This window comes from Roseofilum sp. (genome assembly GCF_982964205.1).
Window position 1 is genome coordinate 1 of the sequence record NZ_CEZBFX010000091.1, and the last position, 19,972, is coordinate 19,972.

Sequence of the window (19,972 nt, forward strand, 5' to 3'; positions counted from 1 at the left end):
AGCCTTAAACCCTAAGCAATGCAAGCTATTGCTAGAGGGTCTATTGCTAGAGTGCCTAGCGCGAAGCGCTATACTCAAAGCAGCAACACAAACTATTTTCCGTTCTATTGTAATCTAGTTTTTGATTTTGACGGGTTATATCAACCATAATATGGGAATCAAAATCAAACTTAGTAGCACTGAGATGATCGGCGCTTTTTCTATTTTTTGATTGATCATGCCCACAATAATAATGAGCGTAACAATCAATAGAAAAATACCAATATAAACAATCGTTTGACCCTGGTGAGAGACTAGATTTACGGGTTCTGGCAAGGGTTCAGGACTCGGAGACCCAGTGGAGAGATTTAAAATCAAGGGGTTTGGATAATACATCCAGTATGTTTTATTCTGAGTTCAGGTAGAATCATTCTATCATCGAGTCAGAAAAAATTAACCTTTTTTTAATTTGAAACCACCGGTTGAATTTTGTATAATTATTTTCATAATCCTCAGTTCCTTTATTGTAGTTTCTTCAAGGATTTTAGTTACTATGATCAAACTCAAAAAGACGTTAGCGATCGCGATCGGGGTAAGTATCGGATTTACCACTGTAGCGATCGCGGCTAACCCCGATCACGTTACTCGACTACTGAATGGAGGTCGTACCTGTCAAGGATGCGATCTGATTGACGCTGATTTAAGCAACATTACCGGCAGAACCGTTAAAGGCTCTCAACTCAGGCAATCTCGCTTAATGAATGCTAACTTAAGTAACAGTAACTTTGAAGGCGCTTATTTCACTTGTGCTGATTTAAGTAATGCTAATTTACAAGACGGAAAATTTCAATGGTCTAACTTTGTAGATGCTAAATTACAAGGGGTCGATCTGCGAGGTGCAGATTTAAGAAATACCGACTTAACCGGAGCCGATTTTACGGGGGCAATCGTTGATAATCGAATTAAACTCAATGGGGCTAAAATGCCCGATGGGGCAACAATTTATCAAGGAGATCCAGAAACTACAGAACAGATGCGAAAACCCGTCGATCTCAATACATTAGACTTCCAAAGAGCAAGAGAAGAACGGGCAAAACGTCGCTATTGTGAATCAACCAATAACCAGTGATTTCTAACAGGGTATCTTCTCTGAGAAACCCTTTTTCTTTAGGGAACCTAGTTTCTAATTCTCCTCTAGGAATCTACAATATTGCTAGAAATTAATAACTCTTGTGCTGCCTCTAGCATTTGTGGGGCTAATTCTTGTAAATCTTCTCGATTATCTAAATAAGCTTGCAGAGCGGATAAGGGATCGACTTCCTTTCCTTGCCCTAATTCCGGAAGTCGAGTGCGGGAGAGTTGACTGACTAATTCCGGTTGAATCGTATAACTATGGGTCACTTCTAGCCGTTCGTGGAGTTGCTGGGAATCGATTAAATCTAATTGTTCGGAACGAATCTGATAAATCAATCGTACAACGGCATCTTGAAGGGAAGATCTTTCTAGGGTGTGAATGAGTTGTTCTTGGGGATCTTCTACCTGACTCAGATCAACTTTAATCGTCTTAAACGAGCGCACAGATAAGGGTAAAAATTCTAAATTTGCCTGTCCTTTATCCACTTCCACTAGCATATAACCTTTCTGTTCTTTTTCTTCGCTAAAATCCACCCGTTCAATACTGCCAGGATAGACAACGGGTGGATGCTCGCAGAGGATTTGATGTTTGTGAACGTGACCGAGGGCTACATAATCAAAATAAGGACGCGCCAAGATGGATAAGGGTATAGTAAACCCTTTGCCAACAGCTAAAAACCGCTCTGCACCATAGTGGGCATTATCGACCATCACATGGGCTAAAAGAATCGTGGGAAGATCTCGATTCAGACGGCGAATTTGCGCTTCAAGGGCAGTTCGCAACCGGTCGATTAATTGATGATTAATTTCTGAAAGGGATAATTCTTGGGTTTCTGGACGAGTAAATAAACTCGAACGAGTTAACCAGGGGAGGGTAATCACTTGAATGGGGCCATGGGCAGTGGTAATCTGGTGTAAAGCTAGGCGATCGCCAACAATAAATCCTGGAACCCCCAACGTTTGGTAAATCGATAAACTTGCCCCCCCTTTTCCTTGAGCATGTTGATCGTGGTTACCCACCAATAACACCGTCGGAATATTCGCCTCCACTAGACGATAAAACTGCCCAGCAAACGCTTGACTGACATAGGGGGGAGGTGTAGCATCTGGAAAAGCATCGCCGCCAAATAAAACTAAATCGACAGGTTCGGCGATCGCGCGATCGATACAGTAGGACAAGCTCCTGATAAAATCCTCCAAACGGGTATTTAAACCTGTTTCTGGGTTCACTCTTCCATGACTTAACCCACTCCCCAAATGGATATCCGATAGATGTAAAACCTTAATCATCCTGTCTCTCCAGCAACAAAAATACCCCCCATTAACTTCAGGGTTATGGGGGATGAGAGAATCTAAAGCTGATCATCATCGTATTTAGAGGTGCAGGACTAGAAAATATTCTATCCTACTCAACTCTTAACTGGTTTGATTAGAGTCAATCCGTCCACTGCCTCGACGAGCAGTTTTCATGCTATCAAAAGATTGGGAGGAAGGGCACTCCGTATCATCACACCGTCCGCTTCCGCGATGGGTTTGACTCTCTTCTACATATTGGGAAGATTGATTTGAATAGGAAGCAACCTTAGGACTGGTTTGCAGGTTAACCCAACCTATCGAACCAATAACCACAGACAAAAACAGAAAATGATTAATTTTAATGGAGTTGTTGGTACGCATGGGAAACATCTGTCTTGAAGTAACTGTTCTACTTCTCATCGGTTTCCCTAGTGCATCCGGATAAACTGTGGAAGTTTATCAACTAAAAACGTCCGTAATTTCTTCCACAATCATCCAACCCCCGGCTGAATTCATGCGTCCGCGCAGGCGAATCTGTTGTTGATCCTCCAGACCCTCGAAAGTATGATTAACTAGGGGTTCAGTGGTAATCAATCGCCAGGTACTTCCCCCCCATTGGACAGGGGCATTGACCTGCAATTGATAGCTTTGTTCCTCTAAGCGCTTAAACAGTCCTGATACCTCTAACCCCTCAGTACAACTTGTTCCTAAATCAACTGGGGAAGAAGGGTTGGGAGTATAGCCAGTTTTCGGATACTCCTCTCCATGCTCTAAATAATGGAATTGCCAGGTTTGCCAATCTGGAGAGCCATGGGTGAGATTAAAACAGGGAATAACGGCTGCTGGGGCACTTTTATCCGTTAACAAAGCTGATTGTAAAACTCGCACCGGTAAATTGTGGGGGTCTTCCCGGCGCTCAATACAGAGCGCTGCTGCCATTCCTGCGGCTTGCCCTATATTCATCACCACCGGTTGCAAGCGGCTGGCTCCATTGGCAATATGGGAGACAGAAATATTCTTTTCACAGACCAGAAATCCGGTAATTTCCTCTGGAACTAAACAGCCATAGGGCAGTGTAAACGGAGTTCCCGTCCACCGTCCCCCCCAGCGTAGAGATTTCGGAGCCAGACGGAAGTCAACCCCTGGATAATGATGGTCATTAGGGTAGTTGCCAATCACAATACTATTAATGGCTCCAGTTTCATCTCTGGGTAATTGAGCCACATTTCCGTCCGGTTGGGGCAAAATGTCTTGTTCTCGCAGCGTAATTTGTCCTTTGAGTCTGCGACTTTCTCGAAAATAGGGATAAAGGGCGACTCCTTGTTGAAATGCAGGAAGAAGCGCAGAGCGAGGGGAACTGCTGGAGTCGAGAACAGGAAATTGATTCACCGCTAACCCGTAGCGTTGTCCCAATTGGGCTTGAATCGTACGCCCAAAGTTGAGACTATACTCTAAGGCTTCTTGTAAGAAGGTAAATTGGTTTTCAGGGGATTCAATTAGGCGATTGAGATTGATACCATAATCGTTTCCCTGAATCGGCCAATTAATCATCATGGTGCCATTCGGTAAACGGCCATAACTTAAGAATTTCTCTACACCATGGTTTTCCCATGCTCCCGCAAATACTGATTCTGCGACAGAACCGGGAATATCTGGCGCACTGACTCCTTCTCCATAATCTTGTAGGTGAATCACCCAAGTGGGTGTTTGTACCGGATAGCGTTGCGTCAGTTCGTTAGCTTCTTGAGGAGCACTCGGTTCTCCCCATTCAGCTTGCAGTTCCCAACCCCAACGATGAGGAATATCGGCTAAGGCGAGTAAATCTCCTAGTTCAGTTCCATCTAGCGTAAGGGTGGCATTTACCCGCAAGCTTTGAAACCGAACCCCAGTAATACGGTTGCCGTTTCGATACACTTCTAATGGCGTTTGTCCCCAAATCCAGTCCAGGTTAGGCAGTTCGTCCACCCAGTCCTGGAAAATTTGCGCTCCTATGTGGGGACTAAAGCCAAATAAACTCACCCAATTATGGTCTAATCCTCCCAGTTGTTTCTGAGTTAATTCCCGTACAAATGCCCCCCACATTCCCGTTTGAAAGGCTGCCAACTCGCTACCATCGGGTGCAGATACTCCGGCTGCCGTTAACATGCCCCCTAACCAGGGAAATTCACTGACGAGCAGGGTTTGAGCGCCCCGACGGGCGGCTTGGATGGCAGCGCAGGTTCCCCCCGTTCCCCCACCAACAACGAGGATATCTACGCTGCGTTCTTCTATTTGGTTCATGGCTTGCCTCAGAGTTCGATACTCTGGGCATTATGGCAAGAAAGGGCGAGCAAGAGGCAATCTACACTATAACTACTGTAAGGTTTGTCTCCTCATGGGTTGGTGAACCTGCCCCTACAAGGTTTTGGGCTTGATAAGCCTGTCATCACTGAGAAAAGGCGATTGCCCCAAAAGACTGCGAAGCGCTGAAGGGATTGAACTGCCTTCACTCCATTAATTCCCTCTGACTCAACCAACGGGATAAATCGTCTAAACTCGTCCAATCCAAAATCGCCATTCCTAACTCATCCAAATCATCTAAAGACAATTGTTGTATCTGGGAGATCGCCACTTCAGGAACCTCTCTAAACCGTCGCTGAAGTTGACGCAAAATCAATCCTAATGCTGCTTCCAATTGCCCTTCAGCACGTCCCTGTTCGCGTCCCTGTTCGCGTCCCTGTTCTAATCCTTCTGTCCTTGCTTGCACGACATAACCCTGCTGGTCGAGTATCCACCGTTCCTTTCGGTCTAACTCATCTACTTCCTTGGCACTCAAATTGGCTCGATTGGCAATTCCCAAGGCTTTGCCGATTTCTGGTACTTCTTCTAGAGAACTGGGAATCATCTCTAGATTGGGTGCTTCTTTTATAAAGTAGATCCATTTTTCCGTCAGAGTTTCTAATTCTTCCAGGGATTTATTGAATTTTCGCAACTCCACAAAGATCAGTTCGATTTGTTCGTCAGGATACTCGAATGATAGGCTTTTCTCTTTTAAACAGAAGTGGGTGATAATGGGTTGAGCCTTCGGAAATAGGGGAAAATCAGCGATCGTTAGAGCAATGACGGGTTGGAGTCCCACATAGGGTTTTCCTATGGTGAGTTGATTGCTATAGGTTTTCGCCCAGTTATACAAGACTCGCTTTTTGAAGGCAGGCACATTTAGCACTTGCATTTCAATCAGGACGGTTGTACCGTTACCTAAGATCGCTTTCACATCCAAATAGCTATCTTTTAGGGTACTCGTATCGCCCTGATTATAGGGATCGATAATTTCTAGGTCAGTAATTTCTGGCTTACCCGCATAAATGAAGGCATTTAATAAGCTAATCAAGATATCTTTGCTTTCTTGGGAACCAAAGATGCGCTTAAAGGCAAAATCGGTTTTGGGACTGATAAATTTCATATTTTTATTCGATTTAGGGCAACGGTTTGCTGGTTCATAGGTGTGGTTATAGGAGGGCTATATCGCGATCGCCCAGTCTATACTTCTCAAAACTAGTTTAGGCTGTCTAGCTCTGACTCAATTTATTCTTATGTCTACCTAAAAACCGATGTCCTAAACCTCACCAGCGACCTCTTCTAATCCTTATCAAATATAAGTTTTTAATCTTTAACTTCTAATTCTTAATTAACTAATGGATTACGATTTCCATTCCTTCACGGGCTAATTTTCCCTGGGGAAAAACTGCCTGAATCTGTCGTTCAATCCCATCTAAAGAATCATCCGTATAACCTGGATCGTGGTGAAACATTACCAACTGCTTCACTTTAGCTTTTTTCGCTACCTCAATACCGCTTTTCCAATTCCAATCTTTCGGTTTAGAATTGCCCTTGGCTCCTTGCTCATCAATCATCCAGGTATGAGTATCATAAATCAGTACATCCGCTTCCCAGGCCAACTGAATCAATTCTGGGTGGAGTTCATTGGTGTCTGCTTCAATATCTGTCGCGTAAACCACAATTTGATTCTGATAGTGAATGCGATAACCCAAAGTCTGATTAATCGGATTCAAACAACAGGTATGAATTTCCATTGCTTCCAATTTTAGTACTTGCCCTGGATCGACATCACAAAACTTCAGATCCGATCCCATAATTTCAATCGGAACGGGAAAGTTAGGGGGAAGCATTTGTTCCTTGAGTCGATCTTTCATCGAATCCCCATTCACTGCTGAAGAGCCATATACATAAAACCGATTGATGGGAATAAATGCGGGCACAAAAAATGGAAAGCCCTGAATTCGATCCCACTGACAATGGGATAGGAATAAATGAGCTTCCACTGGCATCCGACTTAAGAGGTATTTACCTAAAACGCGGACCCCAGTACCCGCATCAAAAATCAAAAAATGTTGAGGGGTTTCTAAGGTAACACAGGAGGTATTGCCACCGTAGCGGACGGTTTGTTCACCTGGTGTAGGTATATCACCTCGAACCCCCCAGAATTTAATGGTTAAGGGAGATGGAACGACGGATTCCGTATAATCCGCGCTGGATGCAGGTTTGACAACAGGAGCTGAGGGATCGGATTGTGACATCTTTCGCTAAATTTAGCCTGGGTTTAGCTGAGTATTGTTCTTGTGAACGACCAGAGCGTAAGTGGTATTGTGCCTACTAGCCTAGCCATTGCTTCTAAGGTTTCCTAGTGGAGTTCACAGGGATGAACAAGAGGAGATAGAAATGCAAACAGCGTATATGGGGTCATCTTAACCTGATCTGATCCAGATTTCCCACCCTAACTTTGGTTGATTTCTGTGTTTAATCTCCTGTTGTTTGAGCAATGTTGATAAATACCGCTTTGTTTCAAGTCTATGCGATTGAGACTTGTTGCACCCTAAGATCTAGGTTACTGCCTGATCGGTAATTCCAGATGGTTGGTATCTCTACCTTGAAGAGATACTCAAATATTCTGGGGGTTTAGGTTACCTAGATGCCCTGATTTTACCTTATTTTATTTTTTCAGGGGGGATCTTGTGATTCCAGGATTGCCAGACGTGAGCAAACGGATACTTGACCGATGTCACGCCTGTTAAGGTTAGGGAGGATGGCCAAAATTTGACCAGGAATGATTATTTAGCGGCTGCTTTGATGCATTCTTCGACCAAGGGTAAAACTTGATCGATATCTTTCCATCCTAAGATCTCTACGACTTTCTTCTCCAAGTTTTTGTAAGTCTTGAAGAACTCGGCAATCTCATCGAGTTTATGTTGGTGAACATCGTTGAGAGATTTTACGCCTGTATACCGGGGGTCTTTATCTGGAACACAGAGAATTTTTTCATCGCGATCGCCGCCATCGATCATTTCTAGCATCCCAATGGGTCGTGCAGCAATCACACACCCTGGAAAGGTAGGTTCATCCATCATGACCATACCATCTAGAGGATCGCCATCATCAGCTAGGGTATTGGGAATAAATCCATAATCATAGGGGTAGTGGACAGAGGAATACAATACTCGGTCTAGAGCAAAGGCTTGTAAGTCTTTATCATATTCGTACTTATTCTTGCTTCCGGCTGTGATTTCGATCAATACACTCAATAAGCCAGGTTTCGGTTGGGCGGGAATCCGTGATAAATCCAAGAGTTTTCTCCAAATAGCGTCAGTGGAGTGGGGAGGATGACTCCTCCTTGCCCCGAATCAAATTTTAGGGGAAGATGGTCACCAATCCCAACTGCTTGGTCTGAATGAATCGTTTTTAATCCGTTGGATTTTTTTAGCTCATAGGGGTCATTCTCTGGCTTGCGGTAAGGGATAGCCCACACCCGGTACAATTTTGACATTACCTGAAGAATAGTAGGCGATCGCCCACAAGGGTAAGGTCAAGGTTAATAAGGCAATGGCTGTGCCAATTACATCTGCTACCCTAGGTTTTGGGGGTTTGCCCCCAGTTCCAAGCTCACTTTCTGATTCCATACAGAAGGGGTTTTAATGACCTCTATTGAACAAAACAAGACTTGATGGGGAGGGGAGTTATTGACCCCTCGCTTCTATTTTACGGATGTGCGATCGCCAGATTGTTAGTTTGACAACAATCTTTACCCAGTATCACGAACTCATTTCTGGAGGGGTTGATTCTGGCGATGGCGTAAAGAACCGCTCGCCAGCTGCTTGGGTAAGAATATGGGAGAGCAAGCCAATCGGCCCGGCAAACAAACAGAGGATAATTGAATGAACCGTCCAAACTCCTGTCCTTTGTCCTTCCCAATAAATCCAGCGTCCCACAAACAAGTCCATTACCAGAAAATGCACCCAACCGGTTGCTGTTGCCTGGGGATTGGCAAATAATCGCGCTAAATCGGCTAATTGAGGATTGGCTAAAGCAGCTGCTGATTCTCCATCAATCGTACCTATGAGCAGATACACATACAAACCCGCTAGAGCCACAAAGGGAAGGAACGACTTCATCACCCATCGAGTTCCCACCCAATTGGGTAAGACAATGATTAACGTCCAAAAAGGCAGCACAAAAAGGTTTGCGCCATTAAACAACCAATCGAGCATCATGAACCTAAAATAATCCTGTAAAGGTTATTATACTCTCCTTGTTCGGAGCGATCGGTTTCACTAAAGCTTAAACTAAATTTCGATAGAGTCCTTGAGCCACATCCAATAGGACAATTAACTGTTGCCATTCGGGAGCATTGGGATTAGAGCTATTAGCCCACTGAATTTTAATTTTTTTTTGTAAATCCTCAATACTCATGTTATCTCTAGACAAAGGGGGGAGAGGATCGTGCTGATCTAGGTCAGGACTGGGGTTTATGCCTGGAGTCCCATGGGTGGGTTTAGGCTGGGACGGGTGTTCTTGAATTCGTTTGGCTTCCTTGGCTAAGGTTCTTGCTTGGCTGGACAAGTCTAAGTGGTTGTGAAGTGAAGAAGGCTGGTTTGATGCTAAATAGAGGTCGGACAGTTTTTGCAAGAACTGGTGAACTTGGTCAACCCACAATAGGTCTACATCTCCTTCTGGAAGATTCCCCGACTCATCCTGGTATATTTCCTTAATTTCTTTGGCTTTTCGCGACAAGGGCGTAATTTGTGGGGTAAGGGTTTCTGGGAGTCTTGGTATATCTAATAGATAGGCTTGGGCAGTTTGCGTTAAGAACAGACGGACTTTATCAATCCAATCTTTGTATTTTGACTGCCAGTTCACATCGTTCATAAACCCAATTCGCTGTTAATTTAATCTTGAATCAATTTTTTGTGATGAGAATGATCAAATCAGAGTTTTATGGGTGCGACTTACCGACGCTAGTTGGTTTACCTCTACACCCAATGTTCTGAGAATACCCACTCTTACTAATTTAGACCAGAAAGGCGATCGCGGTCAAGCAACCTAAGTTTAAGTAAGTTTAAGCCCTTTGAGTTTTGGTCTATTTTTCCGTGAGTTTCCAGACTCCATCCCAAGTTTCATCTGGTGGATTATCCTCATAGAGCATACAGCGCTGAATATGCAATTTAGACGCTTTATTATTGGGATCGGCCTTGAGAACCTTTTGGAACTCTTCTTGAGCCTGTTTGAAAGACTCTTTAGCTTTAGCTGCAAACGGTTTGCGAGCCAAATCAATAAACTTACGCAGTTGAGCAGAAGACATTTCCTGAGCTTCTTCAGCCAACATCTGCCGAGTTTCCTCTGCCCCTACAAACTGACACACTTTCGCTTGCAGCAATTTCTTTACTTGACGGGGAGTGAGTTCATTCACTTTTTCTGGTAAAGTCGTTTGCCAGTAAGTATCGGTTACTGTTTTGCGACTGAGATCGTCTACCTCCAACATCCGTTTTAAGGTGGCTTCCCCTAAAAGCTCAATTAACTCTTCCCGGTCAACCTGGGCCAGCATCTTGGAGAGCATCTGAGTTTCATCATAGGAAACTTTTTTCAACTCTGATTCCGATAACTCTTCTAACTGCTCCAAAACCGCTAGGATTTCGTTGTAAGACAACTTATCGTGGGCTGGCTGTAAATAGTGCTTGCGTCCCTGTTCATAATGGGTTTTCACCGCTTCTTGCTTATCGGTGAGGGGACGGCCGACTACCGAAGTCTCTTCTCGAATTCCTAACAGTTCATAAATAGTGACCGGTTTGCTCTTCCCTTTCACTGTAATATTATCGAGTTCCCGCACATAGACGCGATCGGCATAGTTCCTGTATGTTTTTTCGCTAATTACAATATCGGTTCCATATTGCTTACTGGTTCCTTCTAAACGAGAAGCCAAATTCACCCCATCACCAATGGAGGTTAATTCCATACGCTTAGATGAGCCGATGTTACCACTGACGACTACATCGGAGTGAATACCAATCCCAATGCTAATTTCCATTAGCCCTTGTGCTTTACGTTTCTGGTTATATTCAGCCAGGCGATATCGCATTTCTACAGCCGTTTGCATGGCACACCAGGCGTGATCTTCTAGGGGTGCAGGAGAGCCAAACACCGCCATGAGAGCATCACCAATATATTTATCCAAGGTTCCACCGTAGCGGAAGACTGAATCCACCATTTCCTCAAAGTAGCTGTTGAGCATGGCGACCACTTCTTCCGCTTGCAATTTCTCCGTTAAGGTGGTGTAGCTGCGAATGTCACTAAACAGAACAGAGACTTCTTTGCGTTTTCCACCGAGTCCTGTATCGCCACTGGCTAGTAGGGACTCAGCAACTTCTGGGGTCATATAGCGATACATCAAGCTCTTGACTTGTTTTTCATCGCTGATGTCTTCCATCACTACTAATGCACCATTGACTTTTGTCGGATTGAGGGCATCATTCATGGAATTAATCGAAAGGTTAACACTTTGCTCAACATCTTCTCCATCTTCTCCAGAAAGAATCAGGGTTTGATCGGGATAAAATTGCTGGCGTTCCTTATTATCTTTGGGGGCAAGGGCGGCATCAAACCACTTTTTGAAGTCTCCTTCTTTAATCCGAATCAGAGGGGGGAGTAATTTTCCTTCAAGTTCAGTTTGATCGAGTCCCAAGAGTTCTTTAGCACGTTGGTTAGCGGCAATAATGTGACTATTTTTATCGGTTGAAATCACGCCATTGGTCAAGCTCCGTAGAATATCTTCCTGCATTTTTTGTTGTTGTTTGACCTGATCGAAGAGCTTGGCATTTTGGAGGGCAACTCCGGCTTGAATATTAAAAGCTCGCATGAATTCTAGATCATTGCGGTTAAAGCTAGATTTCCATTGCTCTGGAGCTTCCGGCCAGTTTTCGGGGTTGTAGTTGGGATATTCGCCTTGTTTTTTCTTATTAATCAGTTGGGTTACGCCAATGAGTCGATCGTCGGCATTAAAGACAGGCATACAGAGCATACTACAAGTGCGATACTTAGTTTTCTGGTCTGTTTTTTTGGAGGTTTCGGAACGGGGGTCATTGTAGAGATCAAAGGGAATTAAGAGGGGTTCTCCAGATTCGGCTACCATACCCGCAAATCCGGCACTTCTGGGAATGCGAATTTCGGTGAGGTTACCGGCAATGAGAATTTTTGTCCACAATTCTCCTTTTTCTTCATCAAGGAGCCAAAGGGTGCTGCGATCGGCGTTCATCAGTTCTTTAGCCTGATCCATCACTTTTCCAAGGGTGTCTTCTAAGTCCAGGCTACTCTTACTTAGGGAGTTGACAGCGTTCATGAGAGCAGAAGCTGCCCGTTGCCGTTGAGTGGCTGCGTAGAAGGATTTGGAGGATTCTAGGATTAAGCGAATGGAAGGAGCAAATTCTTTGAAGACTTGTTCATCTTCTGCGGTGAAACCTTTGAGATCGATTTTGTCGTCTAAGTCGGCTTCGCGATCGGCATCGATTTGGAGTTTATTAATCAGTTGTACGACTGCCACTAATTCCCCAGTTTCTTCATTTTCCAGGGGCATGGCGACCATGGTGTAGGTGCGATAGCCATTTTTTTTGTCGAAGGCTTTAGCGGTGGTCGATCGCGGATCGTCATAGAAGTCGTAGGGAATATTGACGACCTTGCGAAAGGTGGCGACTTCTCCTGCAATCCCTTTATCGGCGGGAATGCGAATTTCTAGGGCGTTACCTTTTTCATCTTTGGCAACGATGGTAAAGAGTTCATTTTTTTCTTCATCAAACAGAAAGATACTGGTGCGATCGGCATTGAGGAGTTCCCCTGTTTTTAGGGTAATCGATCGCAGCATTTCATCAAGAATGGCATCAAACCCCTGGTTATCCAAGAGGTTATCTAACATCGATAGGGTTTGATTTACGACTTTGAGCTTGTCTTCAACGTCGCTGACGACTTGCTTAAAGGTATCTTTTTTCAGGGGAGCTAAAAAACTAGAAAAATCACCTCCTCCTCCTGTTGTAACTAATCCTCCGGTAATGCCAGAGGACTCATTCGGTTCTGGGGGAGCGGGTTGAGGGGCATTGTCTTCTACATCTATGACTGTTGCTGATACGGCATGGGCAGGAGTTCCGTCCGCATTCATTGCATCAATATCGATCGTGGTGGCGGTTGTGTCCACAATAGGAGAGTTGGAAGATGATGTTGCCATAGATGTCACCGATATATTAAGAGTTGTGTCTTCGTTTAGTGGGAAACTCAAGGGCCTAAAGGCACATTTTTTAAATTTAGTAAGCTACAGCTTAGAGAAGGGAACCATCGGTTAGGTGTATCTTAAAGGACGAATCCAGAAGATTCAAGAGTTAGGATAGCCTAATTTTAATCGCAATTGAATTTTGCAGCCATGACAGCTTGGCTCTGTCTGTTCTTTCTTTGGTCTGGGTCAAGGGTTTTCCCAGTGTACCGAAAAATGGGGGAAGGGATTACGTTCTTGGGGAATTGCCCTGGCTTGGGAGAGGAGAGCATGGGGGAAAAATGAAGGTTTAGGAAGGTTGATGATGGCGTTGGCGTTTTTTGTTGGCTTGTTGAAGCAGGGATTCGGCAAAGGATAGGGCTTCGAGGGCTGAGTTACCTCCGGTGAGTTGGGCGAGTTCTTGACAGCGTTGTCGATCGTTGAGGAGGGTGACGCGAACGACTGTTCTGGGATGGTTGCTGGCATTTTCGGTAATGGTTTCTTTGCGGACTTGTAAATGACGATCGGCGAGGGAAGCAATTAAGGGTTGGTGGGTGACACACAGAACTTGATGATGTTGGGAGAGGTGATGGAGTTTATCAGCGATCGCCTCTGCAACTCGTCCTGAAACCCCAGTATCAATTTCGTCAAATACTAAGGTATTGACGGGGTTAATCTGGGAAAAACAGCCCGTCAGAGCCAGTAAAAAGCGACTCATTTCCCCTCCCGAAGCTGTAGTCGCTAAGGGTTGAATGGGTTCTCCAGGGTTCGTACTTATACCAAAGGTGATGCGATCGCCGCCTGTGGCTGTAATGGGGATGGGCGTAAGAGCGACTTTGAATTGCACTTTGTCCATGGCTAGGGGTTTGAGTTCTTCAACCAAACGCGCCTCTAGTTTAGCGGCAGCTTTTTGGCGCTGTAAGTGTAGCTGATTACATAATGTTTTCAAGTGGTCTAAGGCTTGTCGATCGTCTTTTTCCAATTGTTCTAGAGATTCACTGGTGGCGGTGAGGTCGTCAAGTTCGGTTTGAATGGTGTGCCAGTAGGTGAGGCTCTCTGAGAGGGATGGCCCATATTTACGGCAGATTTGCTTGAGTTCAAAAATCCGTGCTTCCACATTATCGAGGCGTTCGGGGTCAGTTTCGAGGCGATCGCTATAGGCATTGATTTGTTGTCCGGCTTCTTCAACTTGTACCAGGGCTTCATTAACTAATTCTAAAATCGGTTGCAGTTGGGGATCGTAGGGAAGAATATCATCCAACAAGCTTGTGGCTTCTCCGAGTAGATCGGCAGCGGCTAAGGAGCGATCGCCCTGATACAGAGCTTGATAAATTTGATAGCTTTTCTGTTGCAGTTCGACACTATGGGAGAGCCGTTGACTTTCTTGTTCGAGTTCCGTTAATTCATCGGCTGTGGTGAGTTGGGCCTGATTTAACTCCGTGAGTTGATATTCTAAAAGGTCAATCCGTTGCAGTCGAGATTGTTCATCCTGTCGTTGTCGCTGGAGTTTAGCGGCTAGTTTTTGTTTGGTTTCATAAGCCATGGCTACATGTTGTTGGACGGCTAAGAGTTCACTCCCTCCATAGAGATCTAACCATTGCCTCTGTCGCATGGCATCTCCAAGTTGTACGGTTTGTCCTTGAGCCGCAATGCTGGCTAATAATTCTCGTAGGGTTTCCATTTGCCGACGGTTGACCAGAATTCCATTGAGGCGCGATCGCGATCGCCATGTGCCTTGATAGATCTTGATCTCCCGACTACAGGTGAGGGTTTGGTCTTCCATTGGGTCTATTTCTTGCCCTTGTAGCCATTCTCGAACTAGGGGAGAAAGGGTAAACGTGGCTTCAATTAACCCTTGGGACGCTCCTGAGCGGATCGCTTTAGGGTTTAATTTGCCACCTAGGGCAGCATCGAGGGCATCTAGAATAATGGATTTTCCCGCTCCAGTCTCCCCGGTGAAGACGGTTAAGCCTGGGGCAAAGTCGAATTCTAGGCGATCGATAAGGGCAAAGTTCTCAATTTTTAGGGAGATTAACATAGACGGCTTACTTACCAGAAAAGCACTTGATCCAGGGAACCGAACAAAATTGATCGAGCGTCTCAAGGGGGGGAATTGTTAAAATTACTTTACAATCAGTAATAGATCCAGCCCACCTCAAGTCATGAATGTCAATATGCCATCCTCATCTTCCCATCAACAGGGGTTATCAAAACTCCAGGACTTCCAGAGTCCCAGTTCTTCTTCTGCACATTTTAGCCCCATGTCAGAACAGACAATTATATCCAATAATTCAGCCGTGGAACCCCCAGAGATCCATTACGATCCGCAGGAGTTGACGGACTTTTATCGTTCCCGTCCCTGGGAAGTTTGGGGACGGATAATCGCGCTCGTGTCGTCTTTTCTTGGCTTGGTTGTGGGCTTATGGTGGGATAAACGTTTTGGGAGGGCTTCGGAAAAAAAAGAGCGCCAGCGGGCGGTTCAATTGCGGGAGACTTTAACTCGATTGGGCCCAGCCTATATTAAGGTAGGACAAGCCTTATCGACTCGGCCGGATCTGCTGCCTCCCGTATTTTTAGAGGAGTTAACCCGGCTTCAAGATCAACTTCCCCCGTTTCCGAATGAGGTGGCTTATCAGTTCATTGAGGAAGAGTTAGGCGATCGCCCCGAATTTATTTATGCTGAAATTAGCGCTAAACCCGTAGCTGCCGCTTCTTTGGGTCAGGTTTACAAAGGGAAGCTCAAATCTGGGGAAACGGTGGCGATCAAGGTTCAACGTCCGGATTTACGGGAAAAAATTTCTCTAGATTTGTATATTCTCCGCTCTTTAGCCGCTTGGGTACAGAAAAGTCGGCGGGTGCGGAGTGATTTAGTAGCGATCGCCGATGAATTTGGCGCTCGCATTTATGAAGAAATGGACTATACCCATGAAGGCAGAAACGCCGAACGGTTTGAGCAATTATATGGGTATCTACCGGATATTTATGTGCCCCGGATTTATTGGCCATATACCAATCGTCGGGTGTTAACGATGGAGTGGATTACGGGCACAAAATTAACCGATTTAGAGAAAATTCGCCAGCAAGGATTAGATGCATCCTATTTAATTGAAGTGGGGGTTGAATGTTCCCTACGGCAATTGCTCGAACATGGTTTTTTCCATGCTGACCCCCATCCCGGTAACTTACTCGCCTCTGGAGATGGGAAATTAGTCTATCTGGATTTTGGCATGATGAGCGAGGTCAAGGACTATCAACGCTATGGCCTAATTGAAGCGATCGTGCATCTTGTAAATCGCGATTTTTCCGGGTTAGCCCATGATTATGTCAAACTAGAATTTCTCACGCCAGATACAGATTTAACTCCGATTATTCCCGCTTTATCAAAAGTTTTTAATGATGCTCTGGGCGCATCTGTGGCTGAGTTGAACTTTAAGAATATTACCGATCAACTCTCCCAGGTGATGTATGATTATCCGTTTCGGGTTCCCGCCTATTATGCCTTAATTATTCGATCTTTAGTAACGCTAGAAGGGATTGCCATTAATGTGAATCCTAATTTTAAAGTTTTGAGTAAAGCGTATCCCTATGTGGCTAAACGTTTATTAACTGACCAATCTCCAGAATTGCGAACCTCCTTAAGGGATTTATTATTCAAAGATGGCAGTTTCCGTTGGAATCGGTTGGAAAATCTGCTCAAAAATGCCCGTGATAGTCAAGATTATGATTTAGATGTAGTATTAAATCAAACGATTGAGTTCCTTTTTTCCGATCGCGGCAGTTTTATCCGCGATCGCATCGTTGAGGAAATGGTCAAAAGCTTAGACATCCTGGGACGTACTACTCTGGAAAATGTTAGTCATCGTTTCCGGACAACAGTAGGGATGAATGGTCAAAAACCAGTTGCACCCATATCTACAAGTAATCCCGAAGATCGGAAAAACATCGAACATATGCAGCGAATTTTACGAATTGTGCAAGAAACTCAAGGATTTGATCCCATGAAAATTGCGCCGTTATTGCCCAAGGTTTTATTCAAGCCCGAAACCCAACAAATGGGACAACAAATCGCCAGTGGATTAGCTCAACGAGTTTTAGCACGGTTTATTCGAGAAGTGTTACTCAGTGAAGATGGGGGCAATGGAACTTCAGAAAAAAAGTTAGCATCGGTTCCTAAATCGGATTCTCCACCTTTGGCTTTACCGGCTGCGGTGGTGTCGATCAAATGATACCCTTCTTCGTTCACGCTCAGGGCTTTCAGGGGTGAATTCCTAATGGAGCTGGGGAGAAATGAAGAAGATTATATTTAGGTGTAGATTGGCACTCCTTATGAAGATGAAGGCCGACTAAAACGAGAGGGGAAATGCATGTCCATGGGAGATCGGACGAAGGAGCGACCCCAACCTTCCAGACCTTGTTTGCAAATCCAGGTAAACTAGGAAAAACCCTGATGTCTCTCCCACGCGATGGTCTCTCATGCTGACATTTTAAGTCTCTGCCAACAGAGTGCGATCGGCAAACGCTTGCCCAATGCCCTCTATATTCATCTTACGGCTCTGGATGCTCTTGATGCCCAACTGCAAGAGTACGAAACCCTCGGCCGTCAAATAGCAGGAGAAATAGAACCGCCGACGTTAATTAAATTTCACCTCGATCAAGCGAAAATTTCCTATCTCTATTATCCCGATTTTGACGACGACCCCCATCCTCGTCTGCACGCTAGTTTACAAGTAGATTTTGCCCAGGAAAAAGCCGTTTATCGCGACTATCGCCACAGCGAAAATCCCCCCATTTTGCACCGCAAGGAAACCTTTGTTACACCCCACTACCCTCATTATGAGAAGTTTGCCCAGTTAACCCAACAGGAAGAAGAATGGGGACTCTTAAATAAACGCAGTGGGTTTTCGATTGGCACATTAAAGCATTGGCAAAAATGGTTATCGGTACATCGGGTGAACATTGAGGATCATCGGGTTGTTGCTATGGAAACGACCGTGCATACGACCTATGCTCCGGTCATTGAACGGTATAAAGCGGCTATGGTGCGCAAGGAGTTATCCCGACCGATGCGTTTGGCGTTGGAGGCGGAATTATTTACTCCAGAAACGACGTTTTTTGACTATGGATGTGGGTATGGGGAGGATATTAAACAGATTGCAAAGAAGGGGTATAGCAGTGGTGGATGGGACCCCTATTATCGCCCGGATACGCCGCTCCATGAGGCTGATATTGTCAATTTGGGCTATGTGATTAATGTGATTGAAGACCAGGGAGAACGCCAGGAAGCGCTGCTAAAAGCGTGGCAGCTAACCCAAAAGGTTTTGGTGGTGTCGGCGCAGGTGTTGATTAGTGCGGCAAGCGATCGCCCGATCGCCTATGCTGATGGAGTGATTACCCAGCGCAATACGTTCCAGAAATATTACGAACAGGAAGAGCTGAAAACCTATATCGATCGAGTCTTAGAGGTCGATGCAGTACCTGTAGATTTGGGGGTTTACTTCGTATTTCGCGATCGCACCCAAGCCGAGATTTTCCGCGCCTCCCGCTTCCATTCGCGCCTCTCTACTCCTCGCATCCGTATCGAAGTACGGCGGTTTGAAGACTATCAGGAATTACTCGCTCCTCTGATGACATTTTTTACCAATCGCGGACGACTGCCCAAACGAGGAGAATTAGCCCAAGAAGCTTTGATTTTAGAGGAGTTTGGCACATTTCGTCGCGCCTTTCAACTCGTCCTCCAAGTCACCGAAGAAGAAGAATGGGAAAAAATCGCGACCTCCCGCCGTCAGGATTTCCTAGTCTACCTCGCCCTGTCTCATTTTAGCGATCGCCCCCAATTTCGCCACCTCTCCCCCACCATCAGGCAAGATATTCAAAGCTTATTTGGCAGTTATAAAAGTGCTTGCATTTTAGCCGATCAAATGCTCTTTAGTTTAGGCGACTTAGACTTTATTTCTCGGTGCTGTCAAAACTCTCCTGTTGGCAAATTTACCCCCAAATCTTTTACCGTTCACTCCCATTATCTCGACTCCCTCGATCCACGCCTGCGCCTTTACGAAGGCTGTGCCAACCGCACCATCGGCAGACTTGAAGGAGCAACCCTGATTAAATTTCACCTCAATCTTCCCAAAATTTCCTATCTCTTTTATCTCGATTTTGACCAAACTCCTCACCCTCTCTTAAAAACCATCCTGCAAATTGACCTACGAGATTTAGCTGTCTATTATGAAAGCTATGACGATCATCCCAATCCCCCAATCTTGCACCGCAAAGAACAATTTATTGACTCTACCTATCCCCAGTTTGAAAAATTCCAGAAACTCAGCCAACAAGAAGAAAAATGGGGACTTTTTGAAGATTGGAAAGCTATCCAAACCCGTCGCGGATGGCTTAAATGTTTAGAAGAACATGGAGCAGAAATTAGCGCATCCCAAGTTCGTTGGAGCAAAGACCTTGACCCCTATCGCCTCAAGCTCTTAAAATCTGCTCACAAAAAACGATTAGCCTCCTATAGAAGACAAAAATATTAATTATGAATTTATCATGGATAAAGACCGAATTTTGATCGCCATTGGTTTTGGCTGTATCGGATTATTATTTTGCTTTACCCTATACGCCGAAATCATGCATCGCTGGCGCATTCATCAAGCCAATGGCGTTTGGTGTGTGTGGATCGATCCCCAGGGAAATAAAGAAGTCAATTATGGGCGAGAACATTGCTCAGTTCGTCCAGATTAAGAGGATTGATGGATGGACAGTTGTCAACTTAACTCAATAGCTATGCTTAGGGCACTCTAAAAGCTAACTTTCCTTGATTAGATCATCATATTTGCTATGGGGATCAATCCAAAACCATAGAATTCCCTCTGGTTCATCAGAACCTAAAGCTCTATAATGTTTCCCAACTCTTACAGACCATACCCCTCTTCTGTCACTCTCCGAAAAGCTAAAGCTTTTCGGAATCGTAGAGTGTAGACAAGGCAGGCGATCGCGCCATTTTTTCTG

16 protein-coding genes are annotated in these 19,972 nt (G+C 45.0%); 4 read left to right on the forward strand and 12 right to left on the reverse strand.

The genetic code is table 11. The features are described from left to right. Window positions 1-532 precede the first annotated feature (532 nt). Complete coding sequence (locus AC3A14_RS18320) at window positions 533-1,108, forward strand: pentapeptide repeat-containing protein (protein WP_318733382.1); 576 nt, start codon at window positions 533-535, stop codon at window positions 1,106-1,108. Window positions 1,109-1,173: 65 nt separating this feature from the next. Here the strand turns inward: AC3A14_RS18320 and sbcD are convergent, their stop codons facing one another. The 11 genes from sbcD to recN form a co-directional block, all read right to left on the reverse strand. Further along, window positions 1,174-2,403: an exonuclease subunit SbcD gene (gene sbcD, locus AC3A14_RS18325; protein WP_318733383.1), complete on the reverse strand. Its 1,230-nt coding sequence runs from the start codon at window positions 2,401-2,403 to the stop codon at window positions 1,174-1,176. Between the two features lie 126 nt (window positions 2,404-2,529). Continuing rightward, window positions 2,530-2,790, reverse strand: a complete 261-nt coding sequence (locus tag AC3A14_RS18330; protein WP_318733384.1) for a hypothetical protein — start codon at window positions 2,788-2,790, stop codon at window positions 2,530-2,532. Between the two features lie 78 nt (window positions 2,791-2,868). Continuing rightward, window positions 2,869-4,689, reverse strand: coding sequence for an FAD-dependent oxidoreductase (locus AC3A14_RS18335; protein ID WP_318733385.1), 1,821 nt, complete (start codon window positions 4,687-4,689; stop codon window positions 2,869-2,871). Window positions 4,690-4,894: 205 nt separating this feature from the next. Continuing rightward, complete coding sequence (locus AC3A14_RS18340; RefSeq protein WP_318733386.1) at window positions 4,895-5,851, reverse strand: Rpn family recombination-promoting nuclease/putative transposase; 957 nt, start codon at window positions 5,849-5,851, stop codon at window positions 4,895-4,897. 229 nt (window positions 5,852-6,080) lie between these two features. Then, window positions 6,081-6,986 carry an MBL fold metallo-hydrolase gene (locus tag AC3A14_RS18345; RefSeq protein ID WP_318733387.1) on the reverse strand — a complete coding sequence of 302 codons (906 nt, stop codon included), beginning with the start codon at window positions 6,984-6,986 and terminating at the stop codon, window positions 6,081-6,083. A 531-nt stretch (window positions 6,987-7,517) separates the two neighbouring features. Further along, window positions 7,518-8,030 (reverse strand): inorganic diphosphatase, encoded by a 513-nt coding sequence (locus AC3A14_RS18350; RefSeq protein ID WP_318730782.1) that lies wholly within the window; start codon window positions 8,028-8,030, stop codon window positions 7,518-7,520. A gap of 147 nt (window positions 8,031-8,177) precedes the next feature. Further along, complete coding sequence (locus AC3A14_RS18355) at window positions 8,178-8,363, reverse strand: TLTLP motif-containing protein (protein WP_318700355.1); 186 nt, start codon at window positions 8,361-8,363, stop codon at window positions 8,178-8,180. A gap of 132 nt (window positions 8,364-8,495) precedes the next feature. After that, the gene (locus tag AC3A14_RS18360; protein ID WP_318733388.1) at window positions 8,496-8,954 is read right to left on the reverse strand and encodes an ABA4-like family protein; all 459 of its coding nucleotides are present in this window, start codon (window positions 8,952-8,954) and stop codon (window positions 8,496-8,498) included. Window positions 8,955-9,021: 67 nt separating this feature from the next. Then, on the reverse strand, window positions 9,022-9,609 hold the full coding sequence (locus tag AC3A14_RS18365; RefSeq protein WP_318700353.1) for a hypothetical protein: 588 nt from the start codon (window positions 9,607-9,609) through the stop codon (window positions 9,022-9,024). Between the two features lie 211 nt (window positions 9,610-9,820). Continuing rightward, on the reverse strand, window positions 9,821-12,949 hold the full coding sequence (locus tag AC3A14_RS18370) for a GAF domain-containing protein (protein WP_318733389.1): 3,129 nt from the start codon (window positions 12,947-12,949) through the stop codon (window positions 9,821-9,823). 331 nt (window positions 12,950-13,280) lie between these two features. Continuing rightward, window positions 13,281-15,008 (reverse strand): DNA repair protein RecN, encoded by a 1,728-nt coding sequence (gene recN, locus AC3A14_RS18375; protein ID WP_318733390.1) that lies wholly within the window; start codon window positions 15,006-15,008, stop codon window positions 13,281-13,283. A 136-nt stretch (window positions 15,009-15,144) separates the two neighbouring features. On the opposite strand from recN, the gene AC3A14_RS18380 reads away from it, so the two are divergent. The 3 genes from AC3A14_RS18380 (at window position 15,145) to AC3A14_RS18390 (ending at window position 19,705) form a co-directional block, all read left to right on the forward strand. Beyond that, on the forward strand, window positions 15,145-17,196 hold the full coding sequence (locus AC3A14_RS18380) for an ABC1 kinase family protein (RefSeq protein ID WP_318733391.1): 2,052 nt from the start codon (window positions 15,145-15,147) through the stop codon (window positions 17,194-17,196). Window positions 17,197-17,433: 237 nt separating this feature from the next. Then, complete coding sequence (locus AC3A14_RS18385) at window positions 17,434-19,497, forward strand: DNA phosphorothioation-associated putative methyltransferase (RefSeq protein WP_318733392.1); 2,064 nt, start codon at window positions 17,434-17,436, stop codon at window positions 19,495-19,497. A gap of 13 nt (window positions 19,498-19,510) precedes the next feature. After that, window positions 19,511-19,705, forward strand: a complete 195-nt coding sequence (locus AC3A14_RS18390) for a hypothetical protein (RefSeq protein WP_318733393.1) — start codon at window positions 19,511-19,513, stop codon at window positions 19,703-19,705. A 63-nt stretch (window positions 19,706-19,768) separates the two neighbouring features. On the opposite strand, the gene AC3A14_RS18395 is transcribed toward AC3A14_RS18390, so the two are convergent. Next, window positions 19,769-19,951, reverse strand: coding sequence for a ParE family toxin-like protein (locus AC3A14_RS18395; protein WP_487779094.1), 183 nt, complete (start codon window positions 19,949-19,951; stop codon window positions 19,769-19,771). Window positions 19,952-19,972: the final 21 nt, after the last annotated feature.